The sequence below is a fragment of the Nocardia brevicatena NBRC 12119 genome (assembly GCF_000308495.1).
Taxonomy (GTDB): domain Bacteria; phylum Actinomycetota; class Actinomycetes; order Mycobacteriales; family Mycobacteriaceae; genus Nocardia; species Nocardia brevicatena.
Genome location: NZ_BAFU01000076.1, coordinates 14,114 through 32,007, shown reverse-complemented (window position 1 = coordinate 32,007; position 17,894 = coordinate 14,114). Strand labels below are relative to the sequence as shown.

Genomic DNA, 17,894 nt, shown 5'->3' with positions numbered 1-17,894 from the left:
ATGCTGCCCCGTAACTACACCGGCTTCTTCGTCAACGGCGAGTGGCAACCTGCCGGATCCACCGAGATCCACGAGGTGATATCGCCCTCTACCGGAAAAACGATCGGCACGGTCCCCAGCGCCTCGACCGCGGATATCGACGCGGCGGTGGAAGCCGCTCGCTACGCCTTCTACGAAACCGACTGGGCCACCCGCCCCGTCGCCGAGCGGGCCGAGATGTGCGAGGCGCTGGCCGCCGAAATCCACGAACACAAGGACGATTTCGTCGACCTCCTCATCGACGAGCTCGGCTGCACCAGGACCCTGGCCGAGGTCTACCAGGCCGTCGCCCCCGCGCTGCACTGGAACTACAATGCCGCCCTCGGCCGTACGTACCCGTTCACCGAAGTGCGTACCGCCGACCTCGGCCCCTTCGCCGGAGGCTCCTCCGGCGGAATGATCATGCCGTACAAGACCCAGAGCCTGGTCGTCAAAGAACCCGTCGGAGTCGTCGCCACGCTGGTCGCCTACAACTTCTCCCTGCCCGGGTCCGCCCAGAAGGTCGCTCCGGCGATCGTGGCGGGATGCACCGTCGTCATCAAGGTTCCCGAGCCCAACCCGCTCGCGATCTTCGCCCTCGGTGAGTTGGTGAAGAAAGCCGGTTTCCCGCCCGGCGTCATCAATATCGTCGCGGGTGGACCCGCGGCCTCCGAACACCTCGTGCAACACCCCGATGTCGATATGGTCAGCTTCACCGGTTCGACCGCGGTCGGCTCTCGGATCGGCGAGTCGTGCGGCAAACGGATCCGTCCCTCGGTGCTCGAACTCGGCGGGAAGTCGGCGGCCATCGTGCTATCCGATGCCGACCTGTCCACCACCGTCCCCGCCCTGCTGAACATCAGCGTCATCCCCAGCAGCGGACAAAGCTGCGTATGTCAGAGCCGGTTCCTCCTCCCGCGAAGCCTGCACGACCGAATCGTCGCACAGCTCGTCGAGCAGATGGCCGAGCTGAAGATCGGCGACCCACACGAACCCGATACGGTTATCGGTCCGCTCATTACCGAGAAGCACCGCGAACGCGTCCTGGCCATGATTCGGCGAGCGGTCGACGCCGGCGCCCATATCGCCTTCGGCGGTGGTATCCCCGCCGACCGGCCCGACGGTTGGTTCGTCGAGCCGACCCTGCTCACCGGCGTGACCCCCGATATGGAAATCGCGCAGGAAGAGGTCTTCGGACCGGTGGTCGCGGTTATCGCCTATGAGGACGAGGAAGACGCCATCCGCATCGCCAACGACAGCCGGTACGGCCTGGCCGGTTGCGTCTTCACCGCCGACGTCGCACACGGCTTCGAACTGGCGCGACGCATCCGGGTCGGAACGTTCTCGGTCAACAGTTTCTCCGCCGATTTCAACTCCCCGTTCGGCGGCTTCAAGGATTCCGGGATCGGCCGGGAACACGGCCGCACGGGTCTGGAAGGCTACCTGATCCCCAAAACCATCTCCGTCGACCCGAGTATCGAGATCCCCCGATCCATCGTGGACACCGCGGCGGTCGTCACCACCACGATCTGACCCCCGCCGCATTTCACCTATCACTGCGCACACGAGAAGGACCCCCATGGCTGTCATGTACTACTCCAAGAAGATCGCTGTCGACGCGGATACCGGCTGGGCCGTCGTCGAGAAGTACACCCGCGCGGAATCGCACCTGTTCAAGGCGGCGGCCGGTGCGCGCATGGAGACGGTGACCGAGGCGACTCCCGAACGGCCCGCGGGTACGTACCGCGTCGTCACGGTCAAGGAGACGGGAGACGAGATCTATGAGCTCGACGTTTCGGTGGACAACGAGCACCGGCGCCTGTCCTACACCGTTCCCGGCCTCTTCGGCGCCATCCACCATCACGCATCGATACAGATCAACCCGATAGACGACGCCACTTCCGAGATCGTGTACATCACCGATGTGCTCCCCGACTCTTTCGCCGAACAGTTCGCCGACTTCTACGAAGCCAACTTCCACGACCTGGCCGAGGCGGTCGAGCGCGGCCGGACAGCGTGGTGAAGCAGGCGAGGTCTCCGGCAGGCATGACCCGGACGGTCCGGGGTAGCCGCAAGGCATGACTGACACACGCCCACTCGCCCTGGTTACGGGTGCTTCGCGCGGAATCGGCTTCGAACTCGCCGGCGCCTTCGCCGAACGCGGCTACGACGTGGTGATGGCCGCCGAGGACACGGCCATCGAGGACGCCGCGGACTCGGTTCGCCGTCCCGGTATCGACGTGCGTGCCGTACAGGTGGACCTGCGCACTCCCGAGGGGGTGGAACAGCTGTACTCGGCCGCGACAGAGGACGAACGCCCGCTCGACGCCGTGGCGCTGAACGCCGGTGTGGGGCGCGGCGGCGCGTTCACCGAGACCGACCTCGACGACGAACTCGACATCATCGCGCTCAATGTGCGCTCCACGGTGCATCTGGCCAAACTGGTACTCGGCGATATGGTGCGCCGGGACACCGGCGGGCTGCTGTTCACCTCCTCGGTCGCCTCGATGGTGCCGGGCGCCGGACAGGCCATGTACCACGCGTCGAAATCGTTCGTGCAGTCCTTCGCCGAAGCCCTGCGTGCGGAGGTCCGCGAGACCGGGGTGAACGTGACCGTGTTGATGCCGGGCCCCACCGACACCGATTTCTTCCGCCGCGCCGGGATGTTGCACACCCCCATCGGTCGCGGGCCCAAGGAGGATCCCGCGCGGGTGGCCCGGCAGGGCGTCGAAGCGCTGCTGGAGGACAAGCAGAAGGTGGTGGGTGGATCGCTGGGCACCCGGGCGATGGCCACCGTGGCGCACGTGCTGCCGGACTCGGTGAAGGCCGGCGCGAGCCGGATGATGGCGGCCGCGCTTCCACACCGGTCCTGACGCTGTCGACTCCTCGTAACGCGCCTCGGCCGAACGGTCCCGGAGCGCGGCCCCGTGCCTCACGGACGGTTGCGAGCATCCTTCCACAACCCGTAGAGGGCGAGTAAGGGTTTCAGTGGTGTCCAGCCACCGAACCGGTACTCCGCGCCGGGGACCAGGCGAGATGCCAGGTCCGGGGCCTGCTGTGCCAGATAGCGCCGCCCCTTCTCGGTGTGGAAGGGAAGCGAGACGATCTTGATCCGGTCGACGTCGTCCAGATATGGGATCGCGAAGCGGATGTTCTCCCAGGTTGTCCGGCTCTCCTCTTCCAGGACGAGTTCGCCGCAGTATCCGCGGTCATCGATGGCATAGCGGGCCATCAGCGCCGCCTCGGTATGTGATCCCGCGCAGGCCCCTCCGCACAGGACGAGCCGGCTTGCGACCGCGGTCGGGTCGATGGACCGCAGTCCCGCACGCACACGCCACCTGTTCATGACGTTGGCACGGGTGCCGGTGTTGCGATATCCCAGAACCACGACGGCCTCGGAGGCACCCGTGGCGGTTCCCACGAGCCTGCGGGAGGCGCGCCAGTTCTCCCCCTCGCCCCACAGCATTACGAGCACGAGGCCGGTGCAGGCAAACCATGTCCGTTTCCGCACCGGTTCAGCCAAGCACACGCGTCAAATGACGTAGGGTAGTGATCGGCAGCTCGCTTTCCTTCGTACCGAAGTCGCGTGCGGGTTTCGCACGCCGATCGCACAGGCGCATGTCATTGCCATCGTCTTCTCCTGTTCGGTTGCCGGCGGCCCGATTTCACCCCCGTGGCGCTCATGGCGTTCCCAACTTTGGCGACGCGAACGGTGGCCGCCGCGAGGATCTCGAGCGATCCTGATGCTGCGCTCGCCGGCATCGGTGAGAGGCCCTCGACAGATGTCGCCGCAAACGGGAGGCCGGTATGAGCACGAGCCGCGAACAATCGGTTACCGGCCCGGGAGAATTCCTTGCCGCCTATCCCGGTTACGAGTCCACCGCCGCCCTCGATCGACTGCGGAGCACGGAGTACGCGTACCTGGACGACGGTGTGGTGTATCTCGACTACGCCGGCGCCGGGCTCGCCGCGACCGCACAGTTGCGGGCGCATCGAGACCGGCTGGCCGAACGCTGCTTCGGCAACCCGCATTCGGAGAACCCGACGTCCAAGGCAGCGACAGAGGTGGTGGAGCAGGCGCGCCGGGCGGTACTGGCGCATCTGAACGCCGACCCCGAGGAGTACTGCGCGATCTTCACCGCCAACGCCAGTGCGGCCTGCCGCATCGTCGGTGAGGCGTATCCGTTCGCCCGGGGCTCGCGGTTCGTCGTCTCCTCGGACAATCACAACTCGGTGATCGGGATGCGTGAGTTCGCCAGAGCGCGAGGTGCGCAGGTGGTGCATGTCCCGATCGACACACCGGAACTGCGCATCTCCGACAGCGCGGTGCACACGGCGTTGCGTCCCCGCCCAGGTCTGGGTCGGCCGGGCCACACCCGTCGTGGATTGTTCGCCTACCCGGCGCAGAGCAATTTCACCGGTGTACAGCATCCGCTGGAATGGGTGCGGATCGCCCACGAGAACGGCTACGACGTGCTTCTCGACGCGGCCGCGTATCTGCCCACCAACGAACTCGACCTGCGCGTCGTACAGCCGGATTTCGTCCCGATCAGCTGGTACAAGCTCTTCGGTTACCCCACCGGCGTCGGCTGCCTGGTCGCACGCAGGGCCGCGCTGGCCGGCCTGCGCAGGCCGTGGTTCGCCGGCGGCACCATCGCGGCGGTGAGCCTGCAGGGGGATTGGCATGTCATGACCGATGACGAGTCGGCTTTCGAGGACGGGACGTTGAACTTCCTGTCCATCCCCGATGTGGCCTTCGGTATCGGCTGGTTGCGCGAGATCGGCCTCGATATGGTTCATCGCCGCGTGGCCTGTCTCACCGGGTGGCTGCTGGATCGGCTGCGGTCGCTGGTCCACGACAACGGCGCTCCCATGGTGCGTATCTACGGCCCCGCGGATACCAGGCGCCGAGGCGGTACGGTCGCGTTCAACTTCCTCGACCCGGATGGAGTCGTGGTGGACGAGCGTCTGGTGGCGGCGGAATCGGCGGCGGCGGGCATTTCCCTGCGTACCGGTTGTTTCTGCAATCCGGGAGCGGGGGAGGGCGCCTTCGGAATCGAATTGCCGATTCTGCGCCGGCTGTTCCGCACTCGACTGGCCACCGTCGAGGAATATGTCACGGCGCTGGGGCTGCCCAGTGGCGGCGCCATCCGGGTTTCCCTGGGTTTGCCGTCCACCCTCGCCGATGTGGAGACGTTCCTACGATTCGCCGAAAGCGCCTACCGCAACCGGCCCGCGACCGTAGCGGGACTGCGACCTCGGGAACGCTGCTGAGACGACCACGTACGCCGGAGGGATCACCGGACTCGTCCGCCGCGGGAGATGTCGGGGATGGGGCCGAGGGTTTGAGCCCGCACCCTGGAGAGTGCTTCACGTTTCCGATCTCCGCCGCTGTGCGTATACATATACGGCAAGGGTGTTGGATCCCCTCGGCCTCGCGGTCGGTGCGGGCCTGGTCGGTGCCGGCTGGGTCTGTGGTCGGTTCGGGTATCGGCGGCGAGCCCGGGCGGGGGACAAACTTTCCGCGCGCTGCGGTTGCGGTCACGATCTGGCGTTGCACGACCGTGCCACGGGTACCTGCCACGCCGAGATCTCCCGTAAGGGCATACACGGCCTGCGGGAATGGGTTCGCTGCAACTGTCGCCGCTACACCGGCCCGACCCCGCTGGAGGAAGTGTTCGCGTCGCCGATACTCCCGCCGGAATCCTGAACGCACGAAAGACGTTTCACTGCCTCGCCGCCGACCGCACCGGGGGTCGCCGGCGCTGCGATTCCCGGCGGGGCCCACATCCCGCAACGGTCTTGTACGGACCGGCCCGACGGTCATGAGGATGCTCGGTAAGCGCACGCGGCAGGCCGATGGACGCGGCGCCGATCCGAACGCATATCGGGTGGGGTACGTGGTCAGTCCACGTGAGCCCGATACCTGGTCACCGCCTCCGCGACGTCGTCTTCGCCACCGTCACCGGAGTCGAGTGACTCCACCGCTCGGAGCACATTCGCGACTTTGTCCATCCGTCGCTCGACCTGGGTGCGATAGGAGTTGATCGCGGCGATGATCTCGTCGACTTCCGTCGCTACGTCGGCCGCGCCCAGTTCGGAGAGCCGATCGCGTATGGCGGTCAGGTCATCGCTGCGGCCGAGCAGTTCGTCTGGTTCTTGCCTGTACAGGTAGTGGTAGCGTCCACCGGTCATTCGGACCCCTTCTCGTTCGTTGTCGTGATGCGCGATTGCCCTGGCTCTGGTGTGGAGTCGGGGCAATCTGCTCGGCCGGCCGGTCCTATCCGCGGTATACCCACCCGTCGGGGCGTCACCCGCTACGGTCTCTGCCGCGATGCGCCTACGGTCATTCACCGACGGTCGTGGCCTGCGTCGCTCTGTCACCGGGTTGCCAGCCGGGAGGGCCGAAGGTGTAGCCGAGCCACTCGCGTACGCGGCGGGTCGAGCGGAGGTCACGCCACAGCGCGCCGAATTGGTAGTACTGGAGGGTGAGGATATCGGCGCTGTCGATGTTCTGGGTGAGTCCGTAGGTGGGGCGGAAGGTTTCGGCACGGAAAGTGCCGAGCATGCGGTCCCAGACGATGAGGATTCCGCCGTAGTTCTTGTCGAGGTATTCCGGGTCGCTGGCATGGTGCACGCGGTGGTGTGCGGGCGTGTTGAACACGAACTCGAACCAGCGTGGCAGTGTCCCGATGGTCTCGGTGTGCACCCAGAACTGGTAGATCAGGTTGAACGACCAGGCGGTGAAGACCATCCACGGTGGTACGCCCAGCAGGGGAAGAGGAGCCCAGAACAGCAGTTCGAACCAGGGATTCCACTTCTGCCGCAGCGCCGTCGCATAGTTGAAATACCGGCTGTTGTGGTGCACCTGATGCGCGGCCCAGACCAGCCGGACGCGATGTGAGACCCGGTGGTAGAGGTACCAGAGCAGGTCCACGCCCAGCATGACCGCGACCCACGACAACGGGTTGCGCGGATCTACCTGCCAGGGCGCGTGTACGTACAGCACTCCATAGGCGATGAGCGCCGCGAATTTCGCCGCGCCACTGATGAACACCGATACCGCGCCCATGATCAGGCTGTTGCGTGCGTCGATCTTCTCGTAGCCCGCTCGGTCGTCGTCGTGCCCGCGCAGCGCGGCGATCTCGAGCACCATCGCCAGGACGAAGAACGGGATGGCGTAGGTCACCGGTTGGTTGATCTGCTCCCACAGGGACATGGCCCGCGTACCTCTCCTACCCGTGATGTGACCCTACGGTCACTTCGGTGGAAGTGACCGTAGGGTAAGTTCAGGGCCATGTCAACGGCTGCGGGTCTGGGAACCAAGGGCATGCCCTCCGACGATCGCCGCCAAGAGATCCTGGTCGCGGCCTTGCGGGAGTTCGCCGAGTGCGGCTTCGCGGGAGTGTCCATGGTCTCCATCGCGGCCCGCGCGGGCATCTCCAAGGCGTTGGTGTACCAGCACTTCGCCTCGAAGGAGCAGCTGTACGCCGAATGCCTCGCCCTCGTGGGCGAGCCGCTGCTCGAGCGTCTGGATCGTGAGATGAGCAGCGACGCAGTGCCGTTCGCGGTACCGGCCAATGCGCTGCACGGCATCTTCGACACACTCGGCCCCGACCGCACCGCCTGGCGCGTCATCCACGACCCCACCGCCCCCGATACCGGCGGCGCGGGGGAACTGGCCCATACCTACCGCAAACGGATCGCGAACCACGCCCTGTCGGGCGTGCGCCGGTTCCTCCACGCCCTCGGTGATACCGACGAGCACGATATCGACGCACTCGCCCGGATCTGGACCGCGATCGTGGACGCGATCATGGCGTGGGCCCGCGAGCATCCGGAGGAGTCGGCCGAGGAACTCACCCGCCGGTTCACTCGGCTCATCGACACCGTGTTCTCCGTGGGCTCGTCCGGTCGGTGAACCGGTTCGAGCAACTCCCATATGGCCGGTCCGTCGGTCTCCGTGCTCCTGTTCTCGGGGCGAAGGCGGACGGCACCGTGCGGGTTTGCCGGCGCGAATCACGGGAATCTTCCGAGGTGAAGCGGCCGAACGCCGCGCTCGATGGCGGGCTCGCGGTATCTGCGGTCTCGGCCGTGGCGAGATGTTCGTCTCGGATCGAGGGAAGGAGTTCCGGTGATGGACGCGGCCGAGTTGACCGTGGGTGTGGAAGAGGAATTCCTGCTCGTCGATCCGGTCACCGGCGTCCCGGTGGCGAAGAACGTCGATGTGGCGCACACCGCTGAGCAGGCGGGTGTAGATCTGCAGCTGGAGCTGTCCGGCTGTCAGGTCGAGACCAGCACCGGCATCCATACCGAGTCCGCCACTTTGCTGGAGGAGGTGTACCGGCTGCGACGCACCGCGGCCTGTTGCGCGGCGAAGAACGACGCCCGCCTGCTGGCCGTGGCGATCCCACCCACCGTGCCCACTCGGCTCCCGATCACCGAAAGTCCTCGCTATCGGCGCATTGCCGACAACTTCGGCATACTCGCCCAGGAGCCGGGCTTGTGCGGGTGCCACGTCCACGTCGGAGTACCCGACCGGGAGACCGCCGTACAGGTCGGCAACTATCTACGGCCGTGGCTGCCGCTTCTGTTGGCGTTGACGGCGAACTCCTCGATCTACCGGGGGGCCGAAACCGGCTATGCGAGCTGGCGCAGCATCTTGTGGCGGCGGTGGCCCAGCGCGGGCCCGCCGCCGTATTTTGCTTGCGTCGCCGACTACGACGCCATGGTCGAGATGATGCTGTCCAGCGGCAGCATCCTGGACCGGGCCATGGTTTATTGGGATGTGCGCCCCTCGGCGTCGTTTCCCACCGTAGAGGTCCGGGTCAGCGACGTGCCCGCGACCGTCACCGAAACCGCGCTGCTGGCAACCATGGTGCGCGCCATCGTCATGACCGCGCGGCACTCCCTCGAGCGCGGGGACACCGCACCCGAGCTGTCCGCGGAAATACTGCGCGCCGCCTACTGGAGAGCCGCTCGCTCCGGCCTCGACGGCGATGGCCTCGACCCTCTCAGCGGTCGGGTCGCCCCGATGCGCGCTCTCGTGAGCCGCCTCATGGACCACATCATCCCCGCGCTCGAGGAACTCGGCGGGAAAGTGTTCGTCACCGACGGTCTCGCCCACCTCCTGGCCGAGGGCAACGGCGCCCATCGCCAGGCCGCCGCCCTGCGCCGCCGCGGCCGTCTCGGCGACGTCATCACGGCGCTGTCCGAGCTCACCACGGGCCGGTGACGAACCCGCCGCACCGGCCGGGAGTTCACAGCCAGCCGTTGCGGCGGAACAGGACGGCAAGCCCGCTGCAGGCCAGGACCATGACGAGCAGGGCGGTGGGATAGCCCCAGGGCTGTGCGAGTTCGGGCATGTGGTCGAAATTCATTCCGTAGATGCCGGCGATCAGGGTCGGCACCGCGGCGAGCGCGACGAGCGCGGAGATCTTGCGCATATCGGTGTTCTGGCGCACGGCGATGCGGGCCAGGGTAGCGCTGATCAGTGCGGACAGGGCCTCGTCGAAGTCGTGTACGCGTTCGGCCGCGCCGGTGTGGTGGTCGCTGACGTCGCGCAGGTAGCGGCGCACTTCCTTGTTCAGTCCGGACTCGGGGCGAATCAGCATCTGCAACGGCACGCCCAGCGGCGCCACCGAGCGTCGCAGTTCGACTACCTCACGCTTGAGTTGGTATATCGCTTCGATGGCGAGCGGCGAACGAGGTGTGAACACTTCCTGCTCCATCTCCTCGACGTCGGTCTCGATCTCCTGGGTCACGTCCAGGTAGGTGTCGACGACGTGGTCGGTGATGGCGTGAAGTACCGCGCCGGGGCCCAGGCGCAGCCGGTCCGGGTCGGCTTCGAGTTGGGCACGGACATCATGGAGTCCGGAGTGCTCGCCGTGGCGGACCGCGACCACGAAATCCGCGCCGAGGAATATCAGGATCTCCCCGGTCAGCACGATCTCGCTGACGCTGTGGATATCGTGTTCGACGTAGGCGACGGTGCGCATCCCGAAGACCAGGGTGTCGTCGTAGCGTTCCAGTTTCGGGCGCTGATCTCCGGCCACGGCATCTTCGACCGCCAGTGGGTGCAGCCCGAACACCTCGGCCACTTCCTGCATCTGCTCGGTGTCGGGTTCGCGCAGACCCAGCCATACGAACCCGCCCTCGCCGCCGCGCACCTGCTCCAGGGCGCGGGCCGGGGTGAACCTTCCCGGCAGTCGCTGCCCGTCGCGGTAGACAGCGCAGTCCACGATCGCCCGTTCCACCGGCACCGGGGCCTGTTCCGATGACACCTTCGCCGCACCCTCGCGCGAGGGTGTAACACCATTCGACACTCTCAGAGACTAGAAGCACCGACGCCGAGCCCGCAGCCCGATCCCCTCACGTGCGGCGGGTGTACCCGGATCGGGTCGGGAGAGCGGTCCTCGACGGTCACCGCGCGGTGGAAACCCCATGCCGGTTGCCCACCGCGCGGTATCACCGATCGCGCCCCGAGGACTTCGGGCGAAGATGGCCGAAGGTCAGACCGAAGCGGTTTCCAGCGCTTCGCTCGCCTGCACGGCCTGGCCGACCCCGGCCACGATCGCCGCCGCGCGCAGCGCCTCGAAGATCACCTCACGCGACACGCCCGCTTCCCGCAGTGTGTGCTCGTGCGCCTCCAGGCAGTGTTGGCAGCCGTTGATCGAGGAGACGGCGAGGGACCAGAGTTCGAAATCGACCTTGTCGACGCCGGGGGTACCGATGATCTGCATGCGCAGACCGGCCCGGAGGTCGTCATAGCGGCCGCCCAGGAACGCTTTGCCGCGGTAGAACACATTGTTCATGCCCATGATCGAGGCGGCGCCGAGGGCGGCATCGTATGCCTCGGCGGAGAGCGTGTCAGCGGCCTGCTCCGCGATCTCGCGCAGAGTGGTCGTGGAACGGGTCGCGGCGGCGGTGGCCAGCAGCGTGCCCCACAGCTGCTGCTCGTTCAGCACGGTGGTCCGGGTGATCGAGGAGAGGTTGAGTTTCAGATCCTTGGCGTACTCGGGTAGCGAGTTCTTCAAATTGTCGATGCTCACCGGTGTTACCTCCGTTCTCAGACGCTCGCGGCCAGCAACTCGCCGGCGTCGATGGTCGGGTCGCCCTTCTTCCAGTTGCAGGCGCACAGCTCATCGGACTGCAAGGCATCCAGTACTCGCAGCACCTCGTCGACATTGCGTCCGACGGAACCCGCGGTGACCGAAACGAACTGGATCTCGTTGTTGGGGTCGACGATGAAGGTGGCGCGGTCGGCGACACCGTCGGCATTGAGCACGCCGGTGGCGGCGGCCAGTTCCCGCTTCAGATCCGACAGCATCGGGAAGGGCAGGGTCTTCAGGTCGTCGTGCTGGGCCCGCCACTGGAAGTGGACGAACTCGTTGTCGACGGATACGCCGAGAACCTGGGCGTCGCGGTCGGCGAACTCATCGTTCAGCTTGCCGAACGCGGCGATCTCGGTCGGGCACACGAAGGTGAAGTCCTTCGGCCAGAAGAACACGATCCGCCACTTGCCCGCATGGTCGGCGCTGGTGACCCGAGTGAAATAGTCGTCCGGCTGCCGAGCGTCGACCTTCGACAGATCACCGCCGATCACCGCGGTGAGGTCGTAGGCGGGGAACTGGTCGCCGATGGTCAGCAGGGGCATGCCCAATCTCCTTCGTTGTATCGGTAGTGCCGGCGCGGCGATGGCCGGCCGGTGAGGTCGAAGCTCGCCTTAGATCTTGCCCAAGAAATGGCAAAAGGCAAAAATGATTAGCTGCACTAAACTGATAGGTATGCCCGATCAGTCTTATCAGCCGACCCTGTCACAGCTGCGTGCCTTCGCCGCCATCGCGGAATATCGGCACTTCGGCACGGCCGCGGCTCGCCTCGAGGTGAGCCAGCCCACACTGTCGCAGGCGCTGGCCGCCTTGGAGAACGGCCTCGGATTGCAGCTGATCGAACGCAGCACCCGGCGCGTGCTGGTGACCGCGGCGGGGGCGCGCCTGCTGCCCGAGGCGGTGGCGACGCTGGAAGCGGCAGACCGGTTTCTGGCCTCGGCGACCGGTGACACCCTCGGCGGCGTGCTCCGGATGGGTATCATTCCGACCGCCGCCCCGTACATCCTTCCCTCGCTGCTGCCCACCCTACATCGCAAGCTCCCCGCGCTGACCCCGCAGGTCATCGAGGACAAGACCGCCCGCCTGCTCGACGAGTTGCGCGCCGGAGTGCTCGATGTCGCGGTGCTCGCGTTACCCGCCGAGTCCTCGGGCCTGGTCGAGATCCCGCTGTACACCGAGGAATTCGTGCTGGTCGTCCCCGCCGGTCACGAGCTCGCGGGTCGCACCGATATCGAGCCGACCGCTCTGGACACGCTACCGATGCTGCTACTGGACGAGGGTCACTGCCTCCGCGACCAGACACTGGAACTGTGTCGCTCCGCGGACATCCACCCGGGCGCGGTCGGTGATACCCGCGCGGCATCGTTGCCGACCGTGGTGCAGTGTGTCGCCGGCGGACTCGGTATCACGCTGATCCCCGAGATGGCGGTCGCGGCCGAAACCGGCCGTGGAACCCTCGAAACCGCGCGTTTTGCCACTCCCGCGCCCGGACGTACCCTCGGTCTGGTGTTCCGCGCGTCCACCGCCCGTGCCGACGACTATGCCTACCTCGCCGAGGTCATCCGCACCCAGCGCCCGCTCTGAGCCGGTCCGTCCTATCGGGTGACGGGTGTGTAGGGAGTGAGGGCCGACCGGTTCGGATCCACCCGGACCGGTCGGCCGAGCTGGGGGAACGCGCGTTGCGCGCAGTCGGTGCGTTCGCAGACCTTGCAGCCGGCGCCGATGGGAACCGCGGAGGCGTGGTCGTCCAACGGCAGGCCGTGGGAGTACACCAGCTTGTCGGCGAAGGCGATATCGCAGCCGAGGCCGACGGCGAACTCGCGGGTGGGCGCGAGGTAGCCGGGAGTGCTCTCGTCGGTGGTGCGGGCCAGCCAGAGGTAGCGGCGGCCGTCGGGCATCTCGGCGATCTGGGTGCGGATACGGCCAGGGGTGGCGAAGGCATCGTGCACCACCCACAGTGGGCAGCTACCGCCGACACGGGAGAAATGGAAGGCGGTGGCGGACTGGCGTTTGGAGATATTGCCCGCCCGATCGGTGCGGACGAAGAAGAACGGAACCCCGCGCCGCCCGGGCCGTTGCAGGGTGGACAACCGGTGGCACACCGTTTCGAAGCCGCCCTCGAATTTCGCGGAGAGCAGGTCGATGTCGTAGCGCAGGCTCTCGGCCGCGTCGAGGAACCGCTGGTACGGCAGGATCAGCGCGCCGGCGAAATAGTTGGCCAGCCCGATCCGCAACAGACCGCGGGATTCGGTGGGTATCGAGCCGGCGTGCGCCAACAGGTCGTCCAGAACGCTGCCCTGGGTGAGGAAGGCGAGTTGGGTGGCGAGCTGGAACGCGCGCCGGCCGGGGGAGAGACGCCGGGCGAGGGTGATGATCCGATCGTCGGGTTCGTAGATCCGTTTGGGGCCGGGGCGATTCGGGTCGTCGGTGCGGATACGCACCGCGATACCGTGCTGTTCGCGCAGCAGCCGGGCCAATTGCAGATCGAGCCCGCCGAGGGTGAGGCCATTGCGGTCGAAAAGATTCTCGGCCGCGGTGTCCAGTTCCGGGATGTGGTTGCGGTGGTCGTAGAAATAGTCCCGCACATCCTCATACGGCATGGTGGCGCCGGCGTCGGTCGCGGGTGTCTCGATCTCGGCGGAGAAGCGTTCCAGTTGTTCGGTGGCGCCGCGTAGTCGCCGATGCAGCCCGACCAGGACGCGTGCGGCGGTGGGTACGCGGGAGACGAGCTCGTTGAGTTCGCCGGTGGTGAGGGCGGCGCCGTCGGGGGCCTCGGCGAAGACCTCCTGCAGGTCGGCGAGCAGACGGGCGTCGGTGTCGGCGGCGAAGAACCCCATGTCGAGGTCGAAGGCGGCGTTGAGGCGCAGCAGTACCGGGACGGTGAGAGGGCGCTGGTCGTGCTCCAGCTGGTTGACGTAGCTGACCGAGAGCCCGAGTGTTTTCGCCATGGCCGACTGGGAGAGCCCGCGTTGTTCACGCAGACCGCGCAGCCGCCCGCCGGCATACATCTTCCGCACATCCAGAATTTAGCACGCGCTATTTCCGCAACTTTCACAATTTTATCGATCGGCTTCCACAGAATTAGACAATTGCGAGGTATTCCGGCTGGTTCACATCGCAATTAATGTGCGAATAGAGCGAAATTCGAATCGACTGTCGGAGGACCAGAACGTGAAGAATCATCTCGTCCGAACCCATCGTTCGGCGGAGCATTTCCCTCGCGAGCATCATCTGGCGTGGCGGATCGCGGAGGTGGCGACCGACCCGGTCGAGGTTGTCCCGGAAACCGAGGAGATGGTAGTCAACCGGATCATCGACAACGCGGCCGTCGCCGCGGCGTCGCTGACCCGTCGCCCCGTCGCCAATGCCCGCGCCCAGGCGCTGGCCCATCCGTACCGGCCGGGTGCGACAGTCTTCGGCGTGGCCGGCAGGTTCTCCCCGGAGTGGGCGGCGTGGGCCAACGGGGTCGCGGTACGCGAACTGGACTTCCACGACACCTTCCTGGCGGCGGAGTACTCGCATCCGGGCGACAACATCCCGGCGATACTGGCGGTGGCCCAGCACACCGGTCGCAGCGGACGTGAGCTGATTCGGGGTCTGGCCACCGGCTACGAGATCCAGATCGATCTGGTGCGCGCGATCTGCCTGCACGAGCACAAGGTCGACCACGTCGCCCACCTCGGTCCCTCGGCCGCCGCCGGTATCGGCACCCTGCTCGGCCTCGACGCCGAGACCGTCTACCAGGCCATCGGCCAGGCGCTGCACACCACCACCGCGACCCGGCAGTCGCGCAAGGGCGAGATCTCCAGCTGGAAGGCCTACGCGCCGGCCTTCGCCGGGAAGATGGCGGTCGAGGCGGTGGACCGCGCGCTGCGTGGCGAGGGCGCCCCCGCGCCGATCTGGGAAGGTGAGGACGGCGTCATCGCCCGGCTGCTCGGCGGCCCCGACACGGAGTACTCGGTGCCGTTGCCCGGTCCGGGCGAGCCGAAGCGGGCGATCCTGGACTCCTACACAAAGGAACACTCGGCCGAATACCAGAGTCAGGCTCCGATCGATCTGGCCCGTCGCATGCACGAGCGTATCGGGGATCTGGAGCAGATCGCCTCGATCGTGCTGTACACCAGCCACCACACGCACGTGGTGATCGGTACCGGGTCCAACGATCCGCAGAAGTTCGATCCCACGGCCTCGCGCGAGACGCTGGACCACTCGGTCATGTACATCTTCGCCGTCGCCCTGCAGGACGGCGTCTGGCACCACGAGCGTTCCTACGCGCCGGAGCGGGCCCGGCGTCCGGACACGGTGGAGCTGTGGCACAAGATCTCCACCACCGAGGACCCGGAGTGGACCCGCCGATACCACTCCGCCGACCTGGACGAGAAGGCGTTCGGCGCGCGCGCCGAGATCACCCTGAAAAGCGGCGAGGTGATCGTCGATGAACTCGCGGTCGCCGACGCGCACCCGCTGGGTGCGCGTCCCTTCGGTCGGGAGCAGTACATCGCTAAGTTCCGCACCCTGGCCGAGGGGGTTGTCGATCCCGCCGAGCAGGACCGATTCCTCGAGGCCGCGCAGCGCACGGCCGACCTGTCGTCCGACGAGCTGTCGCAGCTGAGCTTCCCCGTCTCCGACGAGGTGCTCGCACGGGCGCCGAAGCTGCCGAAAGGCCTGTTCTGATGGCCGGGCTACTCGCCGCCGCCTCGGCGGCCGATAAGCGTGCCGCCTTCCGCGCCGGCCTAAGATCCGGTCGTATCCAGCGGTTCCCCGGGGCCTTCAACCCGTTGGTGGCGGAGCTGATCCAGGAGATCGGGTTCGAGGGCGTCTACGTCTCCGGCGCCGTGCTCTCCGCCGACCTGGGCCTGCCCGATATCGGCCTCACCACGCTGACCGAAGTCGCGAGCCGCGGGCAGCAGATCGCACGGGTCACCGATCTGCCGGCGCTCATCGATGCCGACACCGGTTTCGGTGAGCCGATGAGCGCGGCGCGTACGGTCTCGATACTCGAGGACGCGGGTATCGCGGGCTGCCACCTGGAGGACCAGGTGAACCCGAAGCGGTGCGGGCACCTGGACGGTAAGGCCGTGGTACCCACCGACGAGATGGTGCGCCGGCTGCGCGCGGCCGTCTCGGCGCGGCGCGACCCGAATTTCGTGATCTGCGCGCGCACCGATGCCGCCGGGATCGAAGGCCTCGACGCCGCGATCGCGCGGGCGAAGGCCTACGTCGACGCGGGCGCGGACCTGATCTTCACCGAGGCCCTGCACACGCCGCCCGATTTCGAGAAGTTCCGGGCGGCGACTGCGGTTCCGTTGCTGGCCAATATGACCGAGTTCGGTAAGTCGGAGCTGATCCCGGCGTCCACGCTGGAATCCATCGGCTACAACGCGGTCATCTACCCGGTCTCCACGCTGCGCTTGGCGATGTTCGCCGCGGAATCGGGTCTGCGCGAGATCTTCGAGCACGGCACCCAATCCGGGCTGCTGGATCGCATGCAGCACCGCAGCCGCCTCTACGAGCTGCTGCGGTACGAGCGATACAACGAATTCGATTCCGACATCTTCAATTTCACTCCGGGAAGGAACCAGTGATGACGGAGACCGCGACACCGACCATCTACAAGGGTCTGGCAGGCGTCGTCGTCGACACCACCGCGATCTCGAAGGTGGTGCCCGAAACCAACTCGCTCACCTACCGCGGGTACCCCGTCCAAGCTCTGGCCGCGCACTGCACCTTCGAACAGGTCTCCTACCTGCTCTGGTACGGCGAGCTACCCGGCGACGCCGAACTGGAACGCTTCTGCCAACAGGAACGCGCCCTCCGGCGGGCCGACCGGTCGCTATTGGCGCTGGTGGCGAAACTGCCCGAGAACTGCCACCCGATGGACGTGGTGCGCACCGCGATCAGCTACCTCGGTGCCGAGGACCCGGCCGAGGACGACAACTCACCGAAGGCCAACCGGGCCAAGGCGTTGCGCATGCTGGCGGTCCTGCCCACCATCGTGGCCGCCGACCACCGTCGCCGGCACGGCCTCGACCCTATCGCGCCGCATTCGCATCTGGGATACGCGCAGAACTTCTTGAACATGTGCTTCGGCACCATTCCGTCGCCGGAGCTGGTGAAGGCGTTCGAGGTGTCGCTGATCCTCTACGCCGAGCACAGCTTCAACGCCTCCACCTTCGCCGCCCGGGTGGTCGCCTCCACGCTGTCGGACATCTACAGCGCCGTCACCGCAGCCGTCGGCGCGCTCAAGGGCCCACTGCACGGTGGCGCGAACGAGGCGGTCATGCACGACATGCTCGAGGTCGGTGACCCGGCCCGGGCCGAGCGGTGGATGCGCGACAAACTGGCCAGGAAGGAAAAGATCATGGGCTTCGGCCACCGGGTCTACAAGAACGGTGATTCTCGGGTTCCGACCATGAAGAAGGCTTTTCTGGATATCGCCGCCGCTACCGACGGACAGAAGTGGGTGCGGATGTACGACATCCTGGAACGCACCATGGCCGAGGTCACCGGTATCGAGCCCAACCTCGACTTTCCCACCGGTCCCGCCTACTACCTGCTGGGTTTCGACATCGAGGCGTTCACCCCGATCTTCGTCATGAGCCGTATCACCGGTTGGACCGCCCATATCGTCGAACAGGGTGAATCCAACGCGCTGATCCGCCCGCTGAGCGAATATGTCGGCGTGCCACAGCGTCCGGTTGTGGTCTGACGCCCCGACCGGTGACCGGTCCGTTGGTGCCGCCGTTTCGGCACGGCTACCATCGG

18 protein-coding genes are annotated in these 17,894 nt (G+C 66.7%); 11 read left to right on the top strand and 7 right to left on the bottom strand.

The window, feature by feature from the left end; genetic code table 11:
- From ON20_RS22140 to ON20_RS22130, 3 genes are read left to right on the top strand one after another with little or no spacing between them, the layout of a single operon-like run.
- Entirely contained in the window at nucleotides 1-1,551 is a 1,551-nt protein-coding gene (locus tag ON20_RS22140; protein ID WP_040838241.1) for an aldehyde dehydrogenase, read from the top strand.
- Nucleotides 1,552-1,597: 46 nt separating this feature from the next.
- The gene (locus tag ON20_RS22135; protein ID WP_040838240.1) at nucleotides 1,598-2,041 is read left to right on the top strand and encodes an SRPBCC family protein; all 444 of its coding nucleotides are present in this window, start codon (nucleotides 1,598-1,600) and stop codon (nucleotides 2,039-2,041) included.
- A gap of 55 nt (nucleotides 2,042-2,096) precedes the next feature.
- Nucleotides 2,097-2,891, top strand: a complete 795-nt coding sequence (locus tag ON20_RS22130; RefSeq protein WP_040838239.1) for an SDR family NAD(P)-dependent oxidoreductase — start codon at nucleotides 2,097-2,099, stop codon at nucleotides 2,889-2,891.
- A 59-nt stretch (nucleotides 2,892-2,950) separates the two neighbouring features.
- On the opposite strand, the gene ON20_RS22125 is transcribed toward ON20_RS22130, so the two are convergent.
- Entirely contained in the window at nucleotides 2,951-3,529 is a 579-nt protein-coding gene (locus tag ON20_RS22125) for a YdcF family protein (protein ID WP_040838290.1), read from the bottom strand.
- A gap of 296 nt (nucleotides 3,530-3,825) precedes the next feature.
- Here ON20_RS22125 and ON20_RS22120 point away from each other — a divergent pair, with 296 nt between their 5' ends.
- Nucleotides 3,826-5,292, top strand: a complete 1,467-nt coding sequence (locus ON20_RS22120; RefSeq protein WP_083865128.1) for an aminotransferase class V-fold PLP-dependent enzyme — start codon at nucleotides 3,826-3,828, stop codon at nucleotides 5,290-5,292.
- A gap of 142 nt (nucleotides 5,293-5,434) precedes the next feature.
- Nucleotides 5,435-5,728: a hypothetical protein gene (locus tag ON20_RS22115; protein ID WP_040838238.1), complete on the top strand. Its 294-nt coding sequence runs from the start codon at nucleotides 5,435-5,437 to the stop codon at nucleotides 5,726-5,728.
- Between the two features lie 194 nt (nucleotides 5,729-5,922).
- On the opposite strand, the gene ON20_RS22110 is transcribed toward ON20_RS22115, so the two are convergent.
- Together ON20_RS22110 and ON20_RS22105 are read right to left on the bottom strand one after the other, a co-directional pair.
- Nucleotides 5,923-6,213: a hypothetical protein gene (locus ON20_RS22110; protein ID WP_040838237.1), complete on the bottom strand. Its 291-nt coding sequence runs from the start codon at nucleotides 6,211-6,213 to the stop codon at nucleotides 5,923-5,925.
- Between the two features lie 151 nt (nucleotides 6,214-6,364).
- Complete coding sequence (locus ON20_RS22105; RefSeq protein ID WP_040838236.1) at nucleotides 6,365-7,237, bottom strand: sterol desaturase family protein; 873 nt, start codon at nucleotides 7,235-7,237, stop codon at nucleotides 6,365-6,367.
- A 78-nt stretch (nucleotides 7,238-7,315) separates the two neighbouring features.
- Between ON20_RS22105 and ON20_RS22100 the strand changes: the two genes are divergently transcribed.
- Together ON20_RS22100 and ON20_RS22095 are read left to right on the top strand one after the other, a co-directional pair.
- On the top strand, nucleotides 7,316-7,939 hold the full coding sequence (locus tag ON20_RS22100) for a TetR/AcrR family transcriptional regulator (protein WP_040838235.1): 624 nt from the start codon (nucleotides 7,316-7,318) through the stop codon (nucleotides 7,937-7,939).
- Between the two features lie 216 nt (nucleotides 7,940-8,155).
- Entirely contained in the window at nucleotides 8,156-9,253 is a 1,098-nt protein-coding gene (locus ON20_RS22095) for a glutamate--cysteine ligase 2 (protein WP_040838234.1), read from the top strand.
- A 25-nt stretch (nucleotides 9,254-9,278) separates the two neighbouring features.
- Here the strand turns inward: ON20_RS22095 and ON20_RS22090 are convergent, their stop codons facing one another.
- The 3 genes from ON20_RS22090 to ON20_RS22080 all read right to left on the bottom strand — a co-directional run bounded on the left by ON20_RS22090 (nucleotide 9,279) and on the right by ON20_RS22080 (nucleotide 11,674).
- Nucleotides 9,279-10,301: a magnesium and cobalt transport protein CorA gene (locus ON20_RS22090; RefSeq protein ID WP_040838232.1), complete on the bottom strand. Its 1,023-nt coding sequence runs from the start codon at nucleotides 10,299-10,301 to the stop codon at nucleotides 9,279-9,281.
- 228 nt (nucleotides 10,302-10,529) lie between these two features.
- Nucleotides 10,530-11,069 carry an alkylhydroperoxidase, AhpD family gene (ahpD, locus tag ON20_RS22085; protein WP_040838230.1) on the bottom strand — a complete coding sequence of 180 codons (540 nt, stop codon included), beginning with the start codon at nucleotides 11,067-11,069 and terminating at the stop codon, nucleotides 10,530-10,532.
- Between the two features lie 17 nt (nucleotides 11,070-11,086).
- On the bottom strand, nucleotides 11,087-11,674 hold the full coding sequence (locus tag ON20_RS22080) for a peroxiredoxin (RefSeq protein WP_040838229.1): 588 nt from the start codon (nucleotides 11,672-11,674) through the stop codon (nucleotides 11,087-11,089).
- A 130-nt stretch (nucleotides 11,675-11,804) separates the two neighbouring features.
- Here ON20_RS22080 and ON20_RS22075 point away from each other — a divergent pair, with 130 nt between their 5' ends.
- The gene (locus ON20_RS22075) at nucleotides 11,805-12,713 is read left to right on the top strand and encodes a hydrogen peroxide-inducible genes activator (protein WP_040838228.1); all 909 of its coding nucleotides are present in this window, start codon (nucleotides 11,805-11,807) and stop codon (nucleotides 12,711-12,713) included.
- Between the two features lie 11 nt (nucleotides 12,714-12,724).
- On the opposite strand, the gene ON20_RS22070 is transcribed toward ON20_RS22075, so the two are convergent.
- Nucleotides 12,725-14,146 (bottom strand): short-chain fatty acyl-CoA regulator family protein, encoded by a 1,422-nt coding sequence (locus ON20_RS22070; protein WP_040838226.1) that lies wholly within the window; start codon nucleotides 14,144-14,146, stop codon nucleotides 12,725-12,727.
- A gap of 154 nt (nucleotides 14,147-14,300) precedes the next feature.
- Between ON20_RS22070 and prpD the strand changes: the two genes are divergently transcribed.
- The 3 genes from prpD to ON20_RS22055 are packed head-to-tail and all read left to right on the top strand — an operon-like array spanning nucleotide 14,301 to nucleotide 17,838.
- Nucleotides 14,301-15,803 (top strand): 2-methylcitrate dehydratase PrpD, encoded by a 1,503-nt coding sequence (gene prpD, locus ON20_RS22065; protein WP_040838224.1) that lies wholly within the window; start codon nucleotides 14,301-14,303, stop codon nucleotides 15,801-15,803.
- Complete coding sequence (gene prpB, locus ON20_RS22060; RefSeq protein WP_040838222.1) at nucleotides 15,803-16,714, top strand: methylisocitrate lyase; 912 nt, start codon at nucleotides 15,803-15,805, stop codon at nucleotides 16,712-16,714. The genes prpD and prpB overlap by 1 nt, the downstream gene beginning before the upstream one ends.
- Nucleotides 16,714-17,838: a bifunctional 2-methylcitrate synthase/citrate synthase gene (locus ON20_RS22055; RefSeq protein WP_040838220.1), complete on the top strand. Its 1,125-nt coding sequence runs from the start codon at nucleotides 16,714-16,716 to the stop codon at nucleotides 17,836-17,838. Before prpB ends, ON20_RS22055 begins: the two co-directional genes overlap by 1 nt.
- Nucleotides 17,839-17,894 lie beyond the last annotated feature (56 nt).